This is a genomic window from Bariatricus sp. SGI.154 (genome assembly GCF_050313795.1).
GTDB lineage: Bacteria > Bacillota > Clostridia > Lachnospirales > Lachnospiraceae > CAMBRQ01.
In genome coordinates, this window is sequence record NZ_JBNPMC010000016.1 from 41,090 (window position 1) to 63,469 (window position 22,380).

The window sequence follows — 22,380 nt, forward strand, 5'->3', positions numbered from 1 at the left end:
AGTGCTCCTTTCAGAATCGTTGGAATGAAATTTGTTTATTAAGATACAGATTGCCGACAGCCTGCAGGACCGGATACTGGATATGCAGAATCTGTGCCTGGTCAGCCAGTGTCTGGTAGGTATATTCTGTCCCATCATAGAGTTGTGTGAGGACATCTTCTTCCCGCGTTGGAGCTTTCTTTTGCTCCACACAGGTCACCAGTTCTGCAGTGGTTAGCGGAATGGCTTTTGTAAGCTTTATGACGGTTTCCTCAATAGGCGTGTTTTTTTCTTTCCGCAGATATTTTCCAAAATCTCCGGGCTTGATTTTACCATCTACATAGAGCTGGATACAGGTAAATAGCCGGGTGGAGAAAGTTTCGTGAACCGGAAGGATGTGAAGTTTTCCTAAAAGCTGATAGAGTGCATCTACGCCGGTCACTCCTTCTCCTTTTGCAATCAGACCGCGCAAAAGCAGTCGGTTCAGATAGTGGGAAAATGCCAGTCCGTCCGGTCTGCCGCTGTTTTTAAGCCGCACATTGTAAGCAGATTCCAGTTCGTGTATCTGCAGAATCTGGAAGGCAAGGCAGCTCCAGAGAATAAGTTCGTGATCGCATAGTCCGAATTCCTGATGATTATTCAGAACCATAGGAGTGGATTTCCCATCTGTATTTTTGACAAATTTTAATGTGCCGATGGCGGTATAAAGTGTCAGCATAGAACTGCCTCCTTCTTGTTATGATGCTAATAGCTCATATAATAGCTCATTTTCTTTCAGCCATTTTCTCGCCTTGCTCTGCCATGCCCTTACCCTGTTGGAAGGAACCTGATATAGTTTTGCAAGCTCTCGATCGGTGTAACCGTCTTGCTGCAGACGGAGAGTGGCAATTCCTTTTTGTATCATATTGCTGCTTGTTGCTTCCAGTTCCTTCAAGTATGCAGTGGACAGGTTTTGTATCGCTTCCTGCTCCGTGGAAAGGGAAGTACGATTTTGGTGAAACTCACCTTCATAAGAGTGACCGTCCTCGGATTCCAGCAATGCATCTAAGGAACAGAATCGTTTATTATATTGGTAAACGGTACGCCAGTATCCGTAGATCGCATTACGGACTGCAGCTCTGGCATATGGTCGGAAGGGACGGTGTCCATCGTATTTAGAAGCTGCATTGCACAGTGCCAGGTAACTGGTTTGCGTAAGCTCTTCATATTCCTCCAGAGAAAGATTCGAATAATTCCGTGTCAGGACATTTACCATTTGCGGCACCAAATCCATATTTTCTTCCATGAGCTGGCTGTAGGGGATAGGATTATTTTTCATGTCATCCACCCTCCTTACCCTGCAAGGCACAGCGGTACATGGTTGTAGCGAAGGACTTTCTCTGATTCTTCTATAAGTCGTTCGCACATGTACTCACTGAAATTACCGATATGTGCCTGTGTGGTGTCGAGGCAAAATTTGTCTGACATCCACCGGTAGGCATCTTTCTTGGATAGAATTCCCTGTTTCCAGATCTGGTCAAAGATTCGGTGTGCACGGATTCGTTTCTCACGAAGAGATTTATTTGCCAGAGTGCCTTTAGGGCGAGTGGTGCCGGGATGGACGCCGACATAGGAATTGCAGACCGGATAGCGGCTGCATACATAAAGTTTGCCTTCCCATGCATTTTTTCCATGGACATAACATGTATCTCTTAAAATGGCCGGGCTGCCACAGTAAGGGCAGCGTATGATTTGTTTCTTCATCATGATTCACCTCGCATTACGTTTTTTATACGTACATTTATCCTTTATTAGTAAGTTTATTACGTTTTCTATACGTATATTGTAAGTAAAAGTGTGATGAATTCCCATATATCAGGGACGGAAACAGGTACCCAAATGTTCCCTTATTACCACTTTCTGCCATTTTTTATGAATGTTCTGGATAGAAAATGGTTTTGATTAATGGAAAAAGGCCACTGTCTGTAAAACGTTGGTAATTAACTGCCGTGAAGATAAACTTATTACAAAAGTATCGGAGCAGGAACAGTGCAATTAGTATCAAGCAGATCCGGTAGATGGTGAGCGCCTGCCTTTTCTTTTTGTGTAAAGAAGTAAATCTGCAGTACAGGATATAAACCATAGGGAGAAAAATCAGGGTAGTAAAGCCCTTGTCAATCGTTTGGATGATCAGAGTAAGCATGTTGCACACCTCCTTGTCTTTATTCATTCTGTACGCAGAAACAAGCAAAAACGCAACTTACCAGTCATAGTTTTTCTCTTCCTGCATTTTTAGGAGTTCCATACAGGGACAGTCGGACTTGACTGCTGTTTTAGTATTCAGGTAAGAGCGATATAAGGATAAAAAAGCAGATACAGATATGTTGCTTATGCATTCTTCCGGTTCCGGATAACAGGAAAATAAAATCCGGGCATCGGAAAGAGGAAGAATCAGCGGTTCTGCTGTGGTATCCGGATGAAATAGGAATCCGGGTTCCCTGCATATACCAGAAGTTTTACAGGAAGGGCAGGTCACATGGATGCAGTGATGCCAGTTCCCATCACAGGCATCTAAAAATCTACGAACATGTTTGATATCTGTCTGGATATAGGTTGTTTCCATATTCATCACCAAAAAGCAGGCAGTCTCTATGGACCGCCTGCACTGAAATTAAAGATTATTTTTGTTTCTTTTTCCGGAAATAGATTACTGTAGCAATACCTGCGAGCAGAAGGGCACCTGCAGCAATACCTGCGTAAAGAAGAAGTGGGGTATCATCGCCGGTCTTGACTGGTGTGGAGATATCCGGAGTATCTTTTGGTACATCGGTAATTTTCACTGTCTGGTCGTTATCATTTATATCTTCGTGATTCGTCAGTTCCACTTCTTTTTTGTTGTCTTTATCACCGGTAGATACATAGAGCTTTTCAAAAACAACTACATCGTGTCCAGAAAGAGAAGTAGCATCAAAGGTAAAGGTTACTTCTACAGTGCCTTCAGAGTTTTCCGGTTTGAAAGTTGCTTCAGATGTTACAGGTTTTCCGTCAATCAGTACTTCCTTACCGGTTTCCTTGTCTATCAAAGTACCTACGACCCGGTAGGTAAGGCCAGTTACCAGATCCTTGTAAGAAACGGTATCAATAATAGAGGTTTCTTTTTCTGCAAGGACTTCCTGGTCGCCGTCTTTTCCATCTTTAGCGGTAGTCTTAATCTCTGGGAAATAGATGGTCTGTGGATCATCATCAATCTGGGTATGGAAAGCAACTTCTTTGTCCTGATAAGATACAGACTCAAAGGCTACTATCGTTTTGCCTGCGAGAGCAGTGGCATCCAGTGTGAAAGTAAGCTCTACAGTGTCTTCCGCATCTTCTGGTGTGAAGGTCAGTTCGGACGTAACTTCTTTTCCATCGATTTGCAAAGGTTCGCCAGATTCCTTATCCATTAAAGTTCCGGTTAACTTGTACTCTTTATTTGGAATGAGATGGTAGGAAACGGTATCCGTAATGGTCAGTTCTTTCTTTGGAACTGCCATCTGGGTATTGGTATCCGGGCAGTTTGCCTGAGTTGCAATTTCCGGGAAAAAGATCTGCTGGCCTTCATCTTCGAGATCTGCATGAACAGCAATTTCTTTTTTATCCTGTGTTACAGATTCAAAAACAACGGTTGTCTTACCGGCCAGCGAACTGCCATCAAATTCAAAGACTACATCTACGGTGCCTGAGCTAGTTTCCGGCGTAAAGGTTGTTTTGGCAGTTACCTGTTTGTCATTAATTAGAACAGGTTCTCCAGTTTTCGCATCCATGAGTGTACCCGTTGCAGTGTATTTAAGGTTTGGAACCAGCCCTTTATACTGGATCGTGTCAATGAGTTTCACTTTCTCATCAGCATTTGCCATATGCTCACCGGTTTCAGAGTCTATGGCCTGCGTGCCGATCTCCGGGAAAGAAATCTGCTGGTCTTCATCAGAAAGGTCCGCATGGACAGCCAGCTGTTTATCTTCCTGATACAGTTCCTCGAATACAACAGTTGTTTTTCCGGAAAGTGAGGAAGCATCAAAGGTAAAAGAAACTTCTACTGTACCAGAGGATTTTTTCGCTGTGAATGTCTTTTCAGAAGTTACAGGTTTGCCGTCAATCTGAATTGCTTCACCGGTCTCAGCGTCCATTAGTGTTCCAACCAGCTTATAGGACTGACCTTTCTTTAGTCCGGAATATTCGACAGTATCTGCAAGAGTGACTTCTTTTTCCGGTTTGCTCATATGGGTACCTGTTTCTTTATCCAGAGCTGTTGTGCCGATTTCAATCAGGTCATCGGTCAGGGTTCCAAGGTCAATGGTAACGGAATCTTTATATACAGTCACTTCGAATTTTAAAAGACTCATTCCTTTATTGGATTCACATCTCTGCTCCTCAATGACATATTGATCATAGATAAGGGCACCTTTGGAATCGTCTGGCGTGGAAGATCCGAACCAGACCCCATCTTCAGATGTTTCTCCACGGTTGGTGTTCTGGGTGTGTTTGTTCCATTTGGAAGAAGTACTGGCATATCCATTTTTATCCGTCACGATGGTATGGCTTTCTCCGGTTGTAACAGAGGTGATGGTAAATGGAACATCAGAAAGACGTGTTTGTTCTCCATCGGATACCTTTACCAGTTCCAGATCGCCACGGTAGATCTGTTCTTCGACAGATGAAGTATTGTAGCACTGTACGGTTTCCTTGACACCATCGGCTGTGATCTTCTGTACGAATACAGTATCATTGGAAAAGTATCCGACAGGAGCTTTTGTTTCCTGAACAGTCACTGTACCGAGCGGGAGACAAATGGTTTTTCCATCCGTCTGTGTATAGAAAGCATCTCCAGATACCATATAATCTTTGGTGAAATGAGATTTCCCTTCTGCATCGGTCTTAAATATCCAGGTGCGTGCCGGGTTAGCCCCATTTGTGGCAGGATCCTGATCGGATTGTTCGGTATAGAATTTTACTGTAAACTGTGCATCCGCAAGAGATGCAGATCCTTGTGGCTGTGCTTCCTGTGCTTCCTTGTCCAGTTTCTGAAGGAGCAGATCCATTGGATTGCTCTGTGGGATTTCCGTCACATTTACAGGCGTGGTTGCTTCGGATTTGACAGTGACGTTATGGGTTTTGGTGTCCAGGATGAATCCTTTGGAAGCTTTGGTTTCTTTTACCGTGTAATTACCTTCCTCCAGTTCTCCGGATTTTGCATAGCCGTTTTTATCTGTTGTCAATGTCTGTACCTGTTTGTCTCCTTTGTAGATGCCATATTCGGCACCCTGTAAGCTATAGTTACTGTTCCCTTCGGAAACAGAGGCGTTGGCTGAAGATTTACGGATTTCCAGATAACCGTAAGGAACCTGATACCAGCTTCCAACAACAGTCTGGCTTCCGCTTCCAGGAATAATAAATGCCCGGAAGCTTTCCGGGGGAGCAGGAAGGCTTTTGATTGCTTGTGCAACTTCTTTTGCTTTGTCAATGAAACTCTGGGGTGCACCATGGAAGGCTCCGGTATCTGAAGAATACCCTGCATAAATATAGGCGACGACAAGATGTCCGATTACATAGGAATTGTCATCAGACCAGCCGCTGAAATATTTGTCTTTTACAGTTTTTTCATAGCCATAACCGCCATTTAAGTAATACAGTGCTTTCCGAAGCGGGGAATCCTTTGCCAGAAGGTCATAGGAATAACTGCCGGAAGCAGGGGTTTTCTTGAGTGGTTCCACACAGTAAGCGGTATTGTTCCCATCAAATGTCATGCGGGAAGTAAAGTAGTCTCCATACGGAATATTCGCTCCTGCGTGAAAACTGACGGTACCGTCTGCCGCATGAACAGTCATGCCGCCGGAAAATACGGTGCCGACAGTAACCAGTACTGCAAGCAGAAATGCGAGCAGCCGGTGGATGGATTGATTTGTTCTTTCTAACATAAGTCTCCTCCTTACTTTGAAGATATGAAAAAGGCAGCGATTTTGCTGCCCTGGGTGTTAACCGGCTTTTGCTTCTTTGTGTTTCTGGCGTTCAATGATTTCCAGAAGCTCCTGCCGGTCGGTGGTAATCAGCTCTTTTTCCAGTGTGGATGCTTTGAATTCCACCGTAATGTTATTGTTGTTTGTTGAGATCAGGCCATTCCCCCTTTGAAAATGTGTGATATTCATGACTTCGGTTTCTGACAGGTGCAGGATATTTTTTACCCGCTGTGCCTCTTCGTCCTCCATGTTCAGGATGATCTTGGTCTTACAGTTGTTGATGATACCTTTTCCATATTTACCATCATCCAGAGCAAAGAAATCATTTAAATCTTGTGTGGCAAAAATGCCGGCTCCTGAGTAGGCACGGATGATTTTGGCAATCTCCAGAACAAATTCTGCAGCCAGACGGTTACTGGAAGCACCGATGAGCTGCCATACCTCATCAACGAAGATCGCTTTTTCCTCTGTCCGGTTTTCTTTCGCTTTATCCCAGACGTAATCCAGGGCAACGAACATGCCGACCGTCAGAAGGTCAGAGGAACCTGTCAGTTCCGAAATGTCGAGTACTGTATATTTGTTCGTCAGGTCTACGTTCGTTTTCTGGTTGAAAGAAGAAGCAGAGCCATGGACCAGACGGTTTAGGATATGTGCCAGACGTTTGGTATCCGGACTTTCCATCAGGATGTTATAGACATCCTCAAGGATCGGCATTTCCTTATACTGGTTTGGATGATCCGGGTCAATGAGGGATTCGTTTTTATGTGTAATCCCTTTTCTGGCATAGGTTTTAATGAGTGTCTCGTCCAGAAGCTGTTTCTCCTCATGATTCATGTCAGGAATCAGGAGAGAGAAGAAGATATGGAGCCTCTGGATTTTGGAAGCCAGAGCGGAAGCATCCAGTGTTGGTCCGTCTAGCAGTTCATTGACAGAATTATCAACTTTGCGGATTTCCATGACGTTAATGCAATTTTGGCTGGCAGGAGAGATCTGGATAAATTCTCCACCTACGTTTTTACAGGCCCGGTAAAATTCATGCCCCTTCAGAGGAGCAATGATGAAGACCTGGATTCCCTTCCGCCGCATCCGAAGTGCCATAGTCTGCATGGTGAAGGTCTTACCGGCACCGGAGCATCCAAGGATACAAATGTTGGAGTTTTTATACTGTTTGGAATCAAAAATGTCCGCTATGACCAGTGAATTGTTATGCTTATTTACTCCGAATAAGATGCCATTGTCATCACAGATGGAGTAGCTGGTGAACGGGTAGCAGCTTGCAGCTCCCGTAGTCAGGACATTTCGTTTTGACAGTTCATAGAGTTTTTTATCCAGGTTTGCAAGCGGCAGTGAGGATAGGAAGCCCTGCTCCTGTAAGAAGTAGCAGGAGTGCAGATCCATATCCTGGGAAATCAATAGTTTCTTCATTTCCTGAATACGCCACTGCAGTTCCTCAAGATTCGAAGCAGTAATCGTAATCAGAAGATTGATATAGTAAAAGTCTTCATTATTTGCCAGACCAGCTTTCAGGAAATATCCGGATCGTATTGCAGAATCCAGATCATCAAAGTCTGCGTTTGTATCGGATGCATCCTTGATCTTTGACCTGTTGATACGGATCTGTTGTCCAAGTCGCTGCTGAATCTTATCCTTTGGCTGTTTATGCAGATAAAAATCAATGTCTATGCCTTCCCCGGCGTTGATCAGTAAGGACAGCCAGCCGGGTGCGACCTTCTGTTTATAGCCGTCGCTTGGAACCAACAGGTATGCATGATAAATTCCGTTGATCCGCACATAATTGGAGTGTCGGAAATCTACGGACTCCGGTGCAATGAACTCGTTGATCCGGATATGATCCAGTTCTTCCTGGCGACCTTCCTTCATATAGCGTGCAAGGACATCTGCGATTCTATCCTGCAGAGGCTTTTCCGTACAAAGGGTTCGGTTTAATAATGTGTATAGGACATCGGTTGTAAATTCATCTTCATTATCATGGGTAACCACCTGATTTCCGCATTGATATAAGAACGTCTTAGCTGTCTGGGCGGCTGTCTCCAGTGCAGCAAGGATTTCTTTTTCTTCTACTTTCCGGTTTACATTGAATGGTTCATACTCAAAGATTAGAAAGAACCGTCTTGAAACGGCCTCTCTGGAACTTAATTTCTTTACGAACTGGATGTAATCTTTCTGCAGTTCCCGACAGTGAGGATTAGTCTCAAGGGACAGTTCCAGTGCTGCCTGTTCCAGATGTTTATTGATATCTGCCTTTTTGGAGATCATCTTAATCTGTAATTTGACCGGGCTGATTTTTAAGTAGGAGATAAAGCTGTAAATGATGCCTTGCTGTTCCCTTGCGCTTCGCAAAAGGAAGTTGATAGGTTCAATCTCCAGAATCTTTACATATCGGTGGTCAGTGGTATAGATGATCCCGTTGGCAATTTTATCAATCGGAAGATAATCCTCCAGTGTCATGTCCTTTCGCTTTTTCTTTTTCGAGGAAGCGGAAGGTGAAGGATCAGGTTGTTTCTTATTGGAGCGTGCATCTTTTTTCGTAGCTTTCTCCAAACGTTTTGCCTCCTTTTGGGCAAGCTTATCCTGATGCAGTTTTTCTTTATGCTTTTGCTTTTCAGCTTTTAAACGCTGTTTCTTTTCACGTTTCGCAACTTTGAGGGCTTTCGCCTGTTCCTTTTTTCTTTGTTTCTTTTCAAATTTCAAAATCCGTATATCTTCCCTGGCCTGCTTCTTGATGCCGCGTTTTGTAGATATATCATAAATCCGACGTTCTTTTTTTTTAGAAGCTGGTGTGGGAGCAACTTTTGAATCGGGTGTAATCCCTTCCTCTGAAGAAGATGGCATATTATAGGTAACCTCCTTATCATGTGTGGCTGTCTCCATTGGTTGAGGTGATAGCTTCTTTTTTTTCTCCCGATTCTTTTTCGTCTTTGGTTCTTTTTGACGAGGATTTTTACGCTGTTTTCCCTTTAGCTCCGGTTTGGTATCCAGCCGGTATAGGATTCTGCGGTTAAACAAAAAACGGACAGCATTCATCAGGAAAGCCGTCAGACTTTCCCCTCCAATGCCGATCAGGGCGACCATGGCTGCTGGAAGAGATGTCATACATAAAATGATGATCCGTATGGTCAGGGACAGGGGAAGATGCACAACAGGTATTGCAATCCCGATGGCAAGAATGGTGCCTTCAATTGCATTGCGGATCTTGAACATTCCTCCCATGAATGTACCCCGCTCAATAAAATTACGGGGGATTAAGGCAATTTGTTGTTCTTCAGGGTTGTTCACGGCTGCACCTCCTTTGCATTAGTTTTCTTTTCCGGTTCTGTTGCTTCGATATCGTTTGGGGTATCAGCAAAACCGCCTTCCTGCATGGATTCTATTTCTTCTGTAGTAACAGCTGGAAGTTTTTGATCCGTCTTACGTTCATAGGTAATTATGTTTTCACTGACTTGCAGTTTTTCTTCCCCAAATAAAAAAGCACCGGTACTGGTGCTGCAGGTAACTGGAAGGGTAGTATTATCAGAGAAAGCAAAAGTAAGCATGATGTCGTTTCCTTCCGGATAGGTGGTCTGTTCTGGAAGAAAGGTCACAGAGGTAATGTCTGTTTTCCCAGTTTCTTTGAGATACAGAGAAAATTGTTGCTTTAGTTCATTAATCTGGATGTCTGCAAAAAATGCCTGTAATTCTTCAAAGGCAACGTATTTCAATGTGGGAAGTGAGGCAGTATTCTCTCCTTCCGTTTGGATTTCTTTTGCGGGCTGATTTGGGTCAGCCGTATGGTTTTTCTGTTTTTCTGCTTTCCATAAGGCAGGCAGTACAATGCCTGCTACGATCATGCCGATCATCAGCAGGATGGAAAGAATCAATTTTTTTCTGCTCATAAGCTCTCCTTTATTTCTTGTCAAAGATCCAATATGCACTTGCTGTTGCATGAATTTCTGACATCATATCAAATTCCCGGTTGATATAGTTTTTGGATGCACTGTCATTCGGATCGTTAACCAGTACCTTTCCGGAAGCCGTTACACCACGAAGGACAATGAAATGTCCGCCTCTGGTAAATAAGCCTGCACTTTGGGAACTGATGACAGGATGGCCTTCTGACAGTGCTTTTAGGACTTTATTGGGATCGTTGGTATGGGTGACCGATCCGCATCCAAAATGACTGGCTGCCGCTGCAAAGTAGGACCAGTAAGTGCCGACACCTGGTTTGTAGTAAGAATTTCCACACCAGGAAACTGCATCTACCGGAGTGATGGTTTTGCCCGTTAAATAACTTGCGACCATGGCAAAGCTGGTCGGGCCACATCCGCTGGTTGCAATGGAACCTCCGCCATATGGAATATTTCCGTAATCTGTCTGCAGGTAATGAGGTATCTGCATTCCATTTGCAGGATAGGTGCCGCCTGTAGAAGTAATGATGTAGTACCGGAGTACATGGTCTACGTATTCTTTATCGCCATATCTGGAATAAGGCCAGTTAGGGCGGGCACACATCATATCAGAATAAGCGATGGCGTTTGCTTTGGTATAACCACTGTCCCGTTCCATGGCCCAGTCAATATAACCGGAACCGTAATTGTATCCCTGCAAAGCAAGCTTGATCCGGTCAAGATCTGTTGGACCGGTGCATCCGGCTTTATCCAGGGCATATTTGAGTTCCTGAATTCCGCATTCGATGCTGTACTCTGGGTCCGTAATACCGTTAGGCACATGGGGATATTTCTTATTAAATCCACCTTCTGCCGCCTGCATGACATCAAGACCACGTCCTCCGGATTCCTGCATCATCACAGCAAGGATTAGTTCCACATAGGGAGTCATTCCGTATTTTGTAGCAATCCGTTCTACGGTTGCCCGGTAGCGAAGCACCTCATCGGATACATTGGCAGTTGCGACTCCGGAAGCAGAGGAACCAAAAAAGAGGGTCAGATTTTCTGCATAAGCGTCTGCCACTTTTTTCTGTTTGTCGTTCAGATGAAAGACATGGTCTGCAAAATAAGAATCACCGGCATAGTTGATTACAAAGTTATGCCGGGTAAAGGTAACTGTCTGAGTATGAGAATCTGTTCCTTCACCGGCGTCCCCTTCTGCGCCGGCATCCACCGTAACTTCCATGGTAACTCTCTCTGTTGATACTTCATAAGTAAAAAGTCCATCCTTATTCGCCCGGATGACCCGCTTCAGTTCCGTAAGGTTGATATCCCGATAGTTGTCTTTACTTGCACAGAACTGGGCAATGAGCTGATTGGCATTTACAGAGATATAGTAAGCATAGGGATCCGTAATAGATACGGCATCATTTTCCGGTACACGAGAAGCCGCGGCATTCACCTCAGCAAGTACCTCATCGTGACATTCCTGTAAGACTTCTACAATGGCTTCATTGGCAGCACGTATATTTTCATTGATCCTGCTGTTACTGGTAAGTGCTCCGGTATTTTCGGAGAGATTTCCGAAGACAAGTCCTGGAAGCATGACAATGAATAATACTGGAATTAGAAGCACAGAAATAATTACGGCGACTGCCTTTTTAAAGGTTTCCCGGTTCTGAATTGCAGCACCAATGACGGCTCCAAAGGGACCGGCTGTGGCACCTTTTACAGCACCTGAAATAGAAGCTGCAGCTCTGCCTACCCGAACTGCTTCATTCAGACCGGTCTGATGATTTGCCAATTAAATTCGATCCTTTCTTGGAGGTGTCGGGGGCAGTTTCTGGTCGATGGATTCATGGTAGGCAACTTTTCCACCGCCTGCGTCATAAGGGGTTTTAGTTACTGCATCCTGTGCATACTGCTTGTACCATGTAGCACCGTCTACAGACTGCACAGTTTCATATGTACCCTGTGAGGGTGCCATATATTGGTCTGCATGATAGAGAGCAAACTCTCTGGAACCTGATTCGGTAGATTCCGTTCCGGTGATCCGTCCACCTCCGATTTCCATATTGGAATAATTGGATAAAGGGTGTGTGGAATCTACTTTCATGCCCATATAAGAAATATAAGCCTTTTCTGCATCTGCTCCTTTAATGGAACCGACCTGATTGTAGTTACCCTGTGCAATGCGGCTGATCACATTGTTGGCAAAGTCTCCACCTTTATTTAAAGAAGAATGATACATGACACTGCCGATGCTGGAATGCTCTGTGTAGCCAGTTGCCGTATTGACTGCGCTACGTTCCACCTGCCTTCCGACAGCTCCGGCCAGTCCACCTGACAGGAAGCTTCCACCGACAGCAGCATCACCTGGAGAAGAGGGGGCTCGGTAACCGCCACTACCGCCGCCACGTAAATGCATGGAACTTGCCAGACTCCTTCCGGCGATTAAAAGCTCTGCCATCATGTTCCCGCCAGTGTTTCCTACATTAATGCCGAGGCTTGCCATGAAAGAATCAATCTTTTGGCTGACTTTTAAAAATGCGATGGCGCAGAGAAACCAGATGAATATATTACCGGTAACGGCTTCCTTTCCCTGGTTTGCCACTGCCTGTTCCACTTCTGCTTCCGTAAGTTCTGCCGCGAAGACTGGGAAGGAACAGAGTATGACCATGCAGGCAGTAAGTGTCAGCAATAAAATAATATTTCTCTTATGTTTCATGTGTTCCTCCTGAAAAAGTAAGGTTACCATTGGGACGATAAATGGGGATTCGTTGCTTAATGGATTGCATTACAGGATATTGCTGCTTTTTCAGACCATAAACTGTAGACGCTGCCATTATCTTTAACTGCACGAACTGCCACGGTTGCAGATTCCCAGTTCGTTCCTACCTTCTGTTTTAAGCAGCCTGTTACAAACTCATCTGCCCCTTGATTTACAGTCAGATAATTATTTGTTGTAGTGTATACGTGTTCCGTTCCATCTGCTTTTGTAATCTTAATCTCGTATGATGTTGCATCATCTACAGCATTCCACTGGATATTCAATCTACTTTTTGAATAGAACACATTGCTGTGTATATATGTAGCTCTGGTGATTGTCGTGGTATTCAGAAGCTTAATATCTAAGTCTTTCACAGCATCTTCTACTGCGTTAGATATTCCAGTTTGGTAACTGTCAGGCAGCTTCACAGTAATATTTGGGACACCGGTATATCCGTATTCTGATAACGGTTTATATTGTGGTGTTGCTGCATGTGCCGTAAGGGTTGAACCAAGCAGCATGGTTGTTGCTAAGGACATTACGATTATTTTTTTTGCTTTTTTCATATTTAAATTTCCTTTCTTTGTTTTGTATCAGTGTTGAATTTCAAGTTATTCTGTATCTCACATTAGAGAGATAATGGGTTGGCAAGGAAGGTCCCGACCATTGAAGTAAAGAGCCGTAAACACCAGGCGTTCATCAGCAGCAGGAAAAATTGTCCCCCAAGCATCCGACACCAACTCTTGAAAATATTACCGGTTGCCTGAGAAGAGCCCGTTGCGAAAGCGACTGGGGCTGTATAGACGAGAACGCCGAGAAGAATGTAACGCTCTGCCGCTTCAAACAGCAGTTTGATGTAATTCCATGCCAGTATCAGTACCAGGATCAGTGCAGTAATCGCAACAGCTCCATTGGCACAGACACCGAGGATAACTGTGATAACGGAGTTAAAGTCTGCGAATTTTAGCGGAGGCAGATCTTCTGTCAGTATCCAGCTATATGGTGTTCCTGCAATGTCAAGTAAAAGATCTACGATATCTTTTGCATAGAAAGTAAGGAACAGGAAGATGAAAGAGCGCATGGATAATTTCAGTGGATCTTCTGCCTCAATTCCGGCACCAGCAAAGTAATTCTTAAATAACTGCCAGACCCAGTTCAGTAGGATCAGACCAATTGCCAGAGCCAGAAATACCTGATACATGCTCTCGGCTGCGGGGAAATATCTTAAAAAGGTATCCATGGAACATCCCAGAGCACCTAAGACCGAAGTGGTAATAAGATCCAGAATGTTCATGACCTGTTCTGCAATCCATTCTACAATTCCATCTAAGATTCCCATTTAGGCACCTCCTTTCCTGGATTAGCCATTCCATTTACCTCCGGCAAAGAACGGTGTGATGTAAGCCATGATGAAGCCAAGACCGTTTAAGATTGCCCAGGTGATGACGATACGCTTGAGCCATGCACGGGATTCGTCCACGGTTTTTCCTGATTTGGAAAAGTTCATCATTAAAAGAGCCACAGATGCTGTTACAACAGCAGCTATGGTAGAAATCAGGATAATCTGGTTGTAGACATCTTTCATGATTTCATTTGCTTTGTCCCACATGTTAGCTGCCAAGACCGGCTGGATATTGCATGCCAGAAGCGTGAACAGCAGGGATGCTGTGTAAATAATCCGCATGTAGTCAGGACGACGCTTTTCATTCGGCGGGTTTTCTTTGACTGTATGTTTTCTCACGTAAGTTAAACCTCCTTCATATGAAAAGGGCAGTATGGAATATCCATCCTGCCCCGATGCTTATAGTTTTTTAGTGCCTCATGCCAGTTTATCCGGCAGCAAAAAAGCAGCCCGGTCAATACAGGCTGCCTGATGCAAATACAGTATAAAATTGTAAAGCCGATTCACCTCCTGCAAGAAAAAACGCAGCCAGTACCAAAAGGGAGAGGCAATGACTCCGGTACCGCTGCGCAATTCCTGCATATAATTTTGACAATACCAATTTTAGCATGTGTATATTTACATGTAAATCGCAGAACTGTGCCAGTTTAGGTCGTGGAAGAGCCATAACTGTGCCATGACATCAAAAGTGCATTGATTCAACACCATTAGAGTTGGTGCAACTCTACCAGATACTGTATAGAAAAATCCTTGGCAAATATACTAAAAGTACGATTGTAACGCCGTAAGAATTAGTATGATTAGGAGAAGATAATATGCAAGGAATAGGGAAAAGGATTCAAAAGAGCAGGGAAGCTGCCGGACTAAAGCAGGAACAGCTGGCAGAGATGGTTGATTTGAGTTGTAATTATTTAAGTGCCATAGAGCGGGATGTGAAGACGCCAAGGCTGGATACATTTGTAAGGATTATTAATGCGTTGAATGTATCAGCAGACGAAATCCTGATGGATGTGCTGGAAGTAGGCACAAAAACGAGATGTACGCAATTGGAAGAAAAGATGAAACACTTGCCAGCAAAGGAGAAAAACAAGATTCTTCGTGTTTTGGAAGTGATGATTGAAGAGGCGGGGAAATAGTGTGCGTATGGGCGTGGACTTTTTGAAGATCCGGAAGATGCAATATAGTGCGTGAATATTTGGAATTCATGTGCTATATGATGAAATACATTTTCATATCTGTTATACTAACGCTAATAGAGTTAATCTACTAATTCTAAAGTGCGGAGGCAGTATGAAGAAAATTGGAATAATTATCACAGTATCCATAGTAAGTCTGATGGCAGGCATTGGAGTTGGAAAAGGAGTAGAAGGTTATAGGCAAAATAATAAGAATGAGGTACAGGAAGAATCTGTGGTCTGTGAGTGGAAAAAACCGGAATCGGTAAAGAGTAAGTTGAAGGATCCGGACAAATGTTACTTGTGTGGTTATGATAACCGCAGTCTGATGGGGCTGTTTCGTAAATATGATGATCTTGGAATCATCTGTGTGAATAACTGGTATGTATTGGATATGAAGATACGGAATCATGATGATGCAGGGAATCTGACAGGTCCACAAGGGCATATTAATACGACATTTACTGGAACCGGGGAGGGAGGATGCTTTTTTCATGCAAGCCCGAATTCTGATAGGGGAATCTCAGATGTAACTGTAAGTTACGGTGAGAACAGTATACTGGATGTGAAATTTATCCGGAAACATCTTTGTCAGGACTGTCTGGATAAATTAATAGCAGTGATGGAGACTTATGGACCAGAGGATGAACCGTGGAAACCAAGAGATTTGTGTCTTGTGGATTTTAATACACTGGAGCTGTATTCCCTGCAAGGTAATTATAGCTCATATTATGTGGGAGATTATTATGTCGAGGTCGATGACAGCAGGGAAGAGGAACTGAAGGTTACAGCAGTTTATGCTCCGGAGTTGGAGAAGAACGGGGAGAAATCAGGAGAGTGATTGTAGGATTTGTATAGGGAGAGTATAATAGAAAAAGAGTTAGACGATTATAATTTGTAGATTAGTTAAATTCCGGTTTGTTTGCTGAAATATACACGATAGCATAGGTTGATTTTAGTATTTCAAAATGATTGGATGGGAGATGAAAAAATGACAAAAACAATACATATGGTTAGAAATGTGTTTAATGAACGGTCACCAAGAGAAATAAAAAGCATAGATAATGTATTTGGGGATTTTCTTGTAAATAAAGGCTTGTACGATGAAATAGAGATTACAAAGGATAATATTTTTGAATTAGCTGACTTGGTAGGGGGACATGTAAAAATTGACATTTATTGCCCTAAATGTGGAGAAAGCAGAGTGTTTTCTTGTGAGATGATTCCGTATTATTGGTATGATGAACATAATCAAGAAATAAAAGGACGTTCTTTAGAAGAAGAAATCGTATCATGGCAAGAAATTCAAAATATGGATGGAACTCGTTTTGTAGGTGATCCAGAAGCACCTTGGACATGGACCAATAATTCTATAGAGAATGACACTCGATTAATGGTATTTAAGTTTTTTTGTGCAATGGATAATACACATCATTTGGACTATATTGTTCTTACATATGGAAATAAGATGAAAAAAATTGGTCAATATCCTTCTGTTGCAGATTTGTCATTCCCTGAATTGAAAGAGTATAGGAAGGTTATGACTAAGGAAGATGAAAAGGAGCTTAAAAGGGCCATCGGATTATTTGCTTCTGGAATTGGAGTAGGTTCTTTTGTATATCTTAGAAGAATTTTTGAGCGTATCATTGTAACTGCTAGTCGAAAGGCAATAGAGGAGGGAAAAATAAAGGAAGAAGAGTTTGGCAAGGCTCATGTGGATGAAAAAATAAAGATGCTGGCAGAGTATCTTCCAAAATCATTAGCAAATAATCCTGTATTCTACGGAATTATTAGTAAAGGAATTCATGAGTTAAGTGAAGAAGATTGTATAGAGTTTTTCCCAGTGATGCAAAGCTTTATAATGATGATTTTAAGACAGTGGGAAAAGATACGCAGAGATGAGGAAGAAGAAAAGAAATTAGCAGCTTCTCTTAGTCATATTGCTGCAAAAGTAAAATAAAAAATTACAAAAGAAAAAATAGGTGTTAAGCACATTGTAATGTATCATGTTACTGTTTTAACATGGATAGAGATGATTACGGAAGAAAAATTGCTGATTTGACCAAAATTGTTGGATAGTATGAATTGATAAGAAGAACAGGTGGAAAGACCAAGACTATTGAATTTGAAAAAATAACAAAGGAGAAATAAGTAAATTGGTAAAGGAAATATTATCATTGATCGGCAAATTAATGGACAAATATGGAAATACGTTGTTGCTTGCGTTTGTAGCAGGAATTCTTACAATCAGCAAAGCCCCTAAAGATTGGATCAATATGCTACCATTTGGAACGCAGAATATATATTGGGGCTTGGCTGTTTGTGTTGTAGCATACATACTTATAATCAATTATTTTCGACATGCATATAGGAGTTTTAAAAGGAAACTTTATTTAAGCAAATCATCAGAGGAATATCATAAAAAGCAAAATCAAGAAGCCATGCAAATACTCTGGGATCAGGTGGATGGACTAAGCGAAGCAGATAGGGCAGATTTGAGAAAATTTATTGAGACAAATAATCAGCCGATTTCTAAAGGTGGATATTTTTCTTATGATAGCCTGTATCAATCGGATTGGGTAGTGTCTATGGAGAAGAGAACACCAAAAACCACTACTGCAATAGACTATACTACTGGTAAGGAAGTTACTCTTCATGGGTATGATACGCATGTGTATAAACTCAAAGAACCGATTTTTCTAGCTCTGAAATACTCTATGGAGACATATGGGCGGATTGGTAATTTTGAATAGAGATTATAGGAGAAAATAGATGGATAGACAGATGGTATTAGAAGAAATTGATGAGTTGAATAAAGAGGGCCAAAAGGTGTTGTCTACTAAGTGGACAGAAGAGATGGGTGTTTATACGTTTGTGGAAGAAGAAATATATTATAGTTGGCGCACAAAAACTTTGACATTTTTAAAAATGTTTTTGCCAGAAGAACATGAGTATGTAAAGACGTTTTCTGAATTAAGAGACAGTGATTTCACCAATGCTCAGATTTGCGTTCAGACACTGGGAAATGTAAAGAGTTATCTGGAAAAAGGCTATATCTCTCTTGAAGAGAAAAAAGAGATTGATGTGGATGGTGTTCTGGAAAGAATATTTTCACGTTTTTATAAAGTGGCAAGACAGCTAAGAGATAGATATAATAATAAGCCTACGCTTGAAATTGAAGACGAATACGATGTGCAGGATTTGCTTCATGCTTTATTACAGTTATATTTTGATGATATAAGAGCAGAGGAATGGACTCCTTCATATGCAGGCAAATGTGCAAGAGTGGATTTCCTTTTGAAAAATGAAAAGATAGTAATAGAAGTCAAAAAGACTCGGAGAGGGCTGGACGATAAAGAATTAGGTGATCAGCTTATTATTGATGTGGACAGATATAAAGTGCATCCAGATTGTGAGAGACTTGTTTGTTTTGTATATGATCCAGAAGGGCGAATTGGAAATCCCAATGGAATAATGGCTGATTTGAATAAACAGCATGAAGGATTTGCAACTGTATATATTTATCCCAACATGTGAGGAAGAGTGCTGTTGATGTTGGTGGCAATCCTTTTTAAATCATATTTGGTATATTTACATCCTAAGTTTCCATAGATTGAATAGAAAAAAGGGGGACTTGATTTCTCTCATCCCCCAGTGTATAATTTACTTAAGAAAGGTGATCAGATGCAAGATCTGATGCCCTCAGTAAAATTTAATTTATTTCTATGTTAAGACATAGCATCCATCAAACTTTCCTAGGGTTATCGTGGATGCTATTTCTTATTATGTCGGTTATCTATGTAGGTCAAAGCCGCAAAAACTACTAATAGTAAAGTAAGAACTTCCATTGTGTTCATGGGCATCACCCTCTTTCTAAAAACTAGAGGGCGTTTCGAAATTGCATCCGCATTCTTCCTTGTTCAATTATACTTGCTAAGTATAACACAGTCAGATATCAATGACAATGGATGAGCAGTTGAATGAACCAAGAGAATTATGTCTGTTGGATTTTTATTTACTGGAGTTCTATTCCTTGTAATGTAATAATAGCTCATATAATGTGGAGAGTTTATGCGTGGAGATTTATGATGGAGAGGAGGAACGGAAAGTTACGGTAGTTTATGTTCCGGTGTTGGAGGAAAATGGGAGAAAGTCAGAGGGATGATTGCAGCGGTAAAAAAAAGAGAGTATAATAAAACATAATGTAGATTGTTAGAGAATGGGGATTATTTTGGGAAATTGAGTGATGAGTGGAATATTCTCGCAAAGTGTAGGTATGGAAGAAAATCTGCATGTGAGATAATTGATAAATATCTAAAGAGTAGTTCTTCGATTCATGTATTAGGACAATTGTAATGAAAAATATATTGAATAATTTTAAGGAAATATTAGGACAATATTGTGCCATAAATCAGTTCGTTGAATTGGGAAAAAGATGCTTTGTTACTGAACATCAAAAAGCATTAGAAACGAGAGAGGAATTTGTTGAATTAGCAATAAAAAATTCAATAACATTAACTTGTTATGATGCTGATAAGATGGTTAATGCTATCTCGAGAAGTTATATTGTCAATGTCCATTTGTGTTTTGAAACATTTTTGAAGGAAGCTTATAATCAAGTGAAAAAATATGGAAAAGGTGGCTATCAGGAAAAACAAAAAGAAGATTCTTGGTTGACATGTGTTACGAAAAATGTTTTAAAAGGTAATTTACCAGATGATTTGAGACCTATTTCTGAACTCTGTGAATATTATCGACTGATTAGAAACACAGCTGTGCATGATTTGTGTGATATTGATTCACATGTAAATGAATATAAAAAGTTACAGAAATACAATTTTAAAACGGAAGCTAAGTTTGCAAAATTATCAGCACCTAATGAGTATGAAAAAATATCTTTTGATGATTTTGTTATGTTTTCACGCTCATGTGTTGAAGTTGCAACATATTTATTCAATCAAATTGTATATGATTATGAAAAAATTATTGAAGATGTTCCTGAATCTCAAAAAAAGGTGTGGCGCAAATATAGCGATCAGAGATGCGCAAGAGCTATTATTTCATACTTAAACACAGAATTTAAATTAGATGATTCATTAGATGGTCAAATGAGTCGTTTGATAGAATATGTTAAGGCTCGATAGTCAATTGGTAAGACGTCCCCCTTCATAAGTGCATTTATAATAATGCATTTATGAAGGGGAAGTATGTGGTTCGATTCCACATCGAGCCGTTATTATATAGAATATTTTTTATGAGAAAGGAGAATAAATGATTGTCAAACAAGATCAGTGAAGTGACGAAAAGAGATATAAAGGATTTATTTTCATGTGGTGTATCAATGCAATATGGTGAAACAGGAAATATCTCATGGCATGGACGTCTTGATGATATTGAATTTTTGCAAAGATTATATAATTTGGATGAACTTCCATCATATGACTCAAGGTATCATACGGCAAAAGGAGATATTGCAACGCACGTTGGATTTGGAGATTGGGAAGATGAGTGGGTTTTTACAGATGAAAGATTTGGCTTGATGAATGGAAATGATGAAACTTATTTGAGGTTTATATGTGAAATCTTTCATCCGGCGGTAGCACGACATTCAATTGAAGACGAAGATTGGGCTGAAGCTGAGTTTTATAGGCAAATATCTAATCTGTTAAAAACAGAAGGATATGAGTTGTATGAGGTTAAAAGACTTGGAAATAAACCGGTATTAGGATGGAGAGTAATAGGATCAGCAGAAACGGTTATATCCGCTCAGACGGAAGCTTTAAAAGATGTTTTTGACTCTGATTATTTACAACAGCAAATTGATCAAATGCAAAAATCTATATCAAGTAATCCCACAGATGCAATTGGTAAAGCAAAAGAGATAGTAGAATCTTGCTGTAAAACAATATTAGAAGAGCATAAGAAAGAAATTGATAAAAATTGGGAAGTCCCAAAGCTTGTAAAGGAAACTTGTAAGATTCTAAATTTGTTGCCAGACAATGTCCCAAATGGGATTCAAGGAGAAGATACCATTAGACGTATTTTGGCTAATCTTTCAGCTATTCCGCATGGGTTGGCTGAATTGAGAAATCCGTATGGTTCAGGCCATGGAAAATCAAATAGTTTTTCTGGACTTGAAGGTCGGCATGCAAGATTAGCAGTTGGAGCAGCAGCTTCTGTTTGTTGGTTTTTATGGGAAACTCATATTTCACAGAAAGAGCATTAACGCTAAATACAGGGAGCATATCGATGGTATGCTCCCTGTATTTTTATATATTTTGCTTTATAATCCGGGTAATGATTCCTACTGCCACATTCCTTTCTTCATCTATATGAGTCACTACAAAGGACACGTTATCTTTCTTACCAACGGTACGGCTGTCATAGCAGGAATGGGCAATGGCATTGACTCCAATAGAGAGCCGGACAAATACGGTACCTTTGTGAATGTCTTCTACAGTGCCGGCATATTTGCCCTGGACTTTACATTTCTTCATATTTTCTTTGCTGGTATTGCCTTCCACACTTTTTACATCTGCCCGGACAGTGATATGTGCCAGATTTTCTGCATTTACTTCCAGTATGCGTACCAGGATATGGTCACCGACATGAAAGCGTTCTCTGGCGTCGCCGAGCCAGTCGAAAGAAAGGTCACGGGCAAGGATGGATGTTTCCACTCCAAAGATTTCAGCACGTACCACTTTTTCTGCAACTGCAACGACTCTTGCCTGCACGACACGGTCTTCGTGTACCTTTGGGGTACCGTTTGCATCTTTCTCCAGATAGAAAATCTGCCGTTTCTTCAGCATGGCTTCTTTACGGCTTGCTACAATGCTGCGCGTCTTCGCATCCAGTCCTTTTACAATAAAATCAATCTCACAGCCGAGCATATTGTTGAGAATCTTATTCTGGCGTAGGGACAGTTCCCCGTAATCATGGGCATCATCCTGTACCAGATTGATCATCATTTCTGTCACTGGAATGACAGTCCGGAAATCTTTGTAGTAAATAATTGCGATCAGGTTGCCGGTTTCCGTTTTTTCAATTCCGCCGAACATACCAGTCAGGATCTTCCTGGTACGGTATGCGTTCTGGATCTCATGCCAGATCAGATCCGCCTTTGACTGGGCAGTTTCCAATACGGTATCGGAATCAAGAGTTAATACAGTAGTGTTGGTAATCATTTCGTTTGACATAA

The 22,380-nt window shown here is 41.5% G+C and carries 19 protein-coding genes and 1 tRNA gene; 8 read left to right on the forward strand and 12 right to left on the reverse strand.

Annotated features, from left to right (window positions below; genetic code table 11):
• Positions 1-10: 10 nt before the first annotated feature.
• The 11 genes from ACQRBN_RS09065 to ACQRBN_RS09115 form a co-directional block, all read right to left on the reverse strand.
• Complete coding sequence (locus tag ACQRBN_RS09065) at positions 11-697, reverse strand: cell division protein (RefSeq protein WP_427738651.1); 687 nt, start codon at positions 695-697, stop codon at positions 11-13.
• A gap of 18 nt (positions 698-715) precedes the next feature.
• Positions 716-1,297, reverse strand: coding sequence for a sigma-70 family RNA polymerase sigma factor (locus ACQRBN_RS09070; protein ID WP_427738652.1), 582 nt, complete (start codon positions 1,295-1,297; stop codon positions 716-718).
• Positions 1,298-1,311: 14 nt separating this feature from the next.
• On the reverse strand, positions 1,312-1,725 hold the full coding sequence (locus ACQRBN_RS09075) for a zinc-finger-containing protein (protein WP_427738653.1): 414 nt from the start codon (positions 1,723-1,725) through the stop codon (positions 1,312-1,314).
• 911 nt (positions 1,726-2,636) lie between these two features.
• Entirely contained in the window at positions 2,637-5,912 is a 3,276-nt protein-coding gene (locus tag ACQRBN_RS09080) for a VaFE repeat-containing surface-anchored protein (RefSeq protein WP_427738654.1), read from the reverse strand.
• 57 nt (positions 5,913-5,969) lie between these two features.
• The gene (locus ACQRBN_RS09085; protein WP_427738655.1) at positions 5,970-9,248 is read right to left on the reverse strand and encodes an ATP-binding protein; all 3,279 of its coding nucleotides are present in this window, start codon (positions 9,246-9,248) and stop codon (positions 5,970-5,972) included.
• The gene (locus ACQRBN_RS09090) at positions 9,245-9,844 is read right to left on the reverse strand and encodes a DUF5038 domain-containing protein (RefSeq protein ID WP_427738656.1); all 600 of its coding nucleotides are present in this window, start codon (positions 9,842-9,844) and stop codon (positions 9,245-9,247) included. Before ACQRBN_RS09090 ends, ACQRBN_RS09085 begins: the two co-directional genes overlap by 4 nt.
• Before the next feature lie 10 nt (positions 9,845-9,854).
• Positions 9,855-11,639 carry a lysozyme family protein gene (locus ACQRBN_RS09095; RefSeq protein ID WP_427738657.1) on the reverse strand — a complete coding sequence of 595 codons (1,785 nt, stop codon included), beginning with the start codon at positions 11,637-11,639 and terminating at the stop codon, positions 9,855-9,857.
• Entirely contained in the window at positions 11,640-12,563 is a 924-nt protein-coding gene (locus ACQRBN_RS09100; protein ID WP_427738658.1) for a hypothetical protein, read from the reverse strand.
• A gap of 56 nt (positions 12,564-12,619) precedes the next feature.
• Positions 12,620-13,171, reverse strand: a complete 552-nt coding sequence (locus ACQRBN_RS09105) for a hypothetical protein (protein ID WP_427738659.1) — start codon at positions 13,169-13,171, stop codon at positions 12,620-12,622.
• Positions 13,172-13,233: 62 nt separating this feature from the next.
• A complete protein-coding gene (locus ACQRBN_RS09110; protein ID WP_288859596.1) occupies positions 13,234-13,944 on the reverse strand; it encodes a hypothetical protein in 711 nt (236 codons plus the stop codon).
• Positions 13,945-13,965: 21 nt separating this feature from the next.
• Positions 13,966-14,346, reverse strand: a complete 381-nt coding sequence (locus tag ACQRBN_RS09115) for a fimbrial protein (RefSeq protein ID WP_427738660.1) — start codon at positions 14,344-14,346, stop codon at positions 13,966-13,968.
• Between the two features lie 476 nt (positions 14,347-14,822).
• Between ACQRBN_RS09115 and ACQRBN_RS09120 the strand changes: the two genes are divergently transcribed.
• From ACQRBN_RS09120 to ACQRBN_RS09155, 8 genes are all read left to right on the forward strand, one after another.
• Positions 14,823-15,143 (forward strand): helix-turn-helix domain-containing protein, encoded by a 321-nt coding sequence (locus ACQRBN_RS09120; protein ID WP_288859599.1) that lies wholly within the window; start codon positions 14,823-14,825, stop codon positions 15,141-15,143.
• Positions 15,144-15,297: 154 nt separating this feature from the next.
• Positions 15,298-16,023 carry a hypothetical protein gene (locus ACQRBN_RS09125; RefSeq protein ID WP_427738661.1) on the forward strand — a complete coding sequence of 242 codons (726 nt, stop codon included), beginning with the start codon at positions 15,298-15,300 and terminating at the stop codon, positions 16,021-16,023.
• Between the two features lie 150 nt (positions 16,024-16,173).
• Positions 16,174-17,142 (forward strand): hypothetical protein, encoded by a 969-nt coding sequence (locus ACQRBN_RS09130; protein ID WP_427738662.1) that lies wholly within the window; start codon positions 16,174-16,176, stop codon positions 17,140-17,142.
• A gap of 196 nt (positions 17,143-17,338) precedes the next feature.
• Positions 17,339-17,935 (forward strand): hypothetical protein, encoded by a 597-nt coding sequence (locus ACQRBN_RS09135; RefSeq protein WP_427738663.1) that lies wholly within the window; start codon positions 17,339-17,341, stop codon positions 17,933-17,935.
• Between the two features lie 19 nt (positions 17,936-17,954).
• Complete coding sequence (locus tag ACQRBN_RS09140) at positions 17,955-18,719, forward strand: hypothetical protein (protein ID WP_288859611.1); 765 nt, start codon at positions 17,955-17,957, stop codon at positions 18,717-18,719.
• 818 nt (positions 18,720-19,537) lie between these two features.
• Complete coding sequence (locus tag ACQRBN_RS09145) at positions 19,538-20,326, forward strand: hypothetical protein (protein WP_288859613.1); 789 nt, start codon at positions 19,538-19,540, stop codon at positions 20,324-20,326.
• Positions 20,317-20,415, forward strand: a tRNA-OTHER gene (locus tag ACQRBN_RS09150). Before ACQRBN_RS09145 ends, ACQRBN_RS09150 begins: the two co-directional genes overlap by 10 nt.
• 42 nt (positions 20,416-20,457) lie before the next feature.
• A complete protein-coding gene (locus ACQRBN_RS09155; protein ID WP_288859615.1) occupies positions 20,458-21,408 on the forward strand; it encodes an abortive infection family protein in 951 nt (316 codons plus the stop codon).
• A gap of 43 nt (positions 21,409-21,451) precedes the next feature.
• Here the strand turns inward: ACQRBN_RS09155 and ACQRBN_RS09160 are convergent, their stop codons facing one another.
• On the reverse strand, positions 21,452-22,378 hold the full coding sequence (locus tag ACQRBN_RS09160) for a S1 RNA-binding domain-containing protein (RefSeq protein WP_427738664.1): 927 nt from the start codon (positions 22,376-22,378) through the stop codon (positions 21,452-21,454).
• Positions 22,379-22,380: the final 2 nt, after the last annotated feature.

Excerpts from the sequence above, each read along its gene's own strand:
- ACQRBN_RS09065 (WP_427738651.1), bottom strand. The coding sequence starts at position 697 with ATGCTGACACTTTATACCGCCATCGGCACATTAAAATTTGTCAAAAAT.
- ACQRBN_RS09070 (WP_427738652.1), bottom strand. The coding sequence starts at position 1,297 with ATGAAAAATAATCCTATCCCCTACAGCCAGCTCATGGAAGAAAATATG.
- ACQRBN_RS09075 (WP_427738653.1), bottom strand. The coding sequence starts at position 1,725 with ATGATGAAGAAACAAATCATACGCTGCCCTTACTGTGGCAGCCCGGCC.
- ACQRBN_RS09080 (WP_427738654.1), bottom strand. The coding sequence starts at position 5,912 with ATGTTAGAAAGAACAAATCAATCCATCCACCGGCTGCTCGCATTTCTG.
- ACQRBN_RS09090 (WP_427738656.1), bottom strand. The coding sequence starts at position 9,844 with ATGAGCAGAAAAAAATTGATTCTTTCCATCCTGCTGATGATCGGCATG.
- ACQRBN_RS09100 (WP_427738658.1), bottom strand. The coding sequence starts at position 12,563 with ATGAAACATAAGAGAAATATTATTTTATTGCTGACACTTACTGCCTGC.
- ACQRBN_RS09105 (WP_427738659.1), bottom strand. The coding sequence starts at position 13,171 with ATGAAAAAAGCAAAAAAAATAATCGTAATGTCCTTAGCAACAACCATG.
- ACQRBN_RS09110 (WP_288859596.1), bottom strand. The coding sequence starts at position 13,944 with ATGGGAATCTTAGATGGAATTGTAGAATGGATTGCAGAACAGGTCATG.
- ACQRBN_RS09120 (WP_288859599.1), top strand. The coding sequence starts at position 14,823 with ATGCAAGGAATAGGGAAAAGGATTCAAAAGAGCAGGGAAGCTGCCGGA.
- ACQRBN_RS09125 (WP_427738661.1), top strand. The coding sequence starts at position 15,298 with ATGAAGAAAATTGGAATAATTATCACAGTATCCATAGTAAGTCTGATG.
- ACQRBN_RS09130 (WP_427738662.1), top strand. The coding sequence starts at position 16,174 with ATGACAAAAACAATACATATGGTTAGAAATGTGTTTAATGAACGGTCA.
- ACQRBN_RS09140 (WP_288859611.1), top strand. The coding sequence starts at position 17,955 with ATGGATAGACAGATGGTATTAGAAGAAATTGATGAGTTGAATAAAGAG.
- ACQRBN_RS09145 (WP_288859613.1), top strand. The coding sequence starts at position 19,538 with ATGAAAAATATATTGAATAATTTTAAGGAAATATTAGGACAATATTGT.
- ACQRBN_RS09160 (WP_427738664.1), bottom strand. The coding sequence starts at position 22,378 with ATGTCAAACGAAATGATTACCAACACTACTGTATTAACTCTTGATTCC.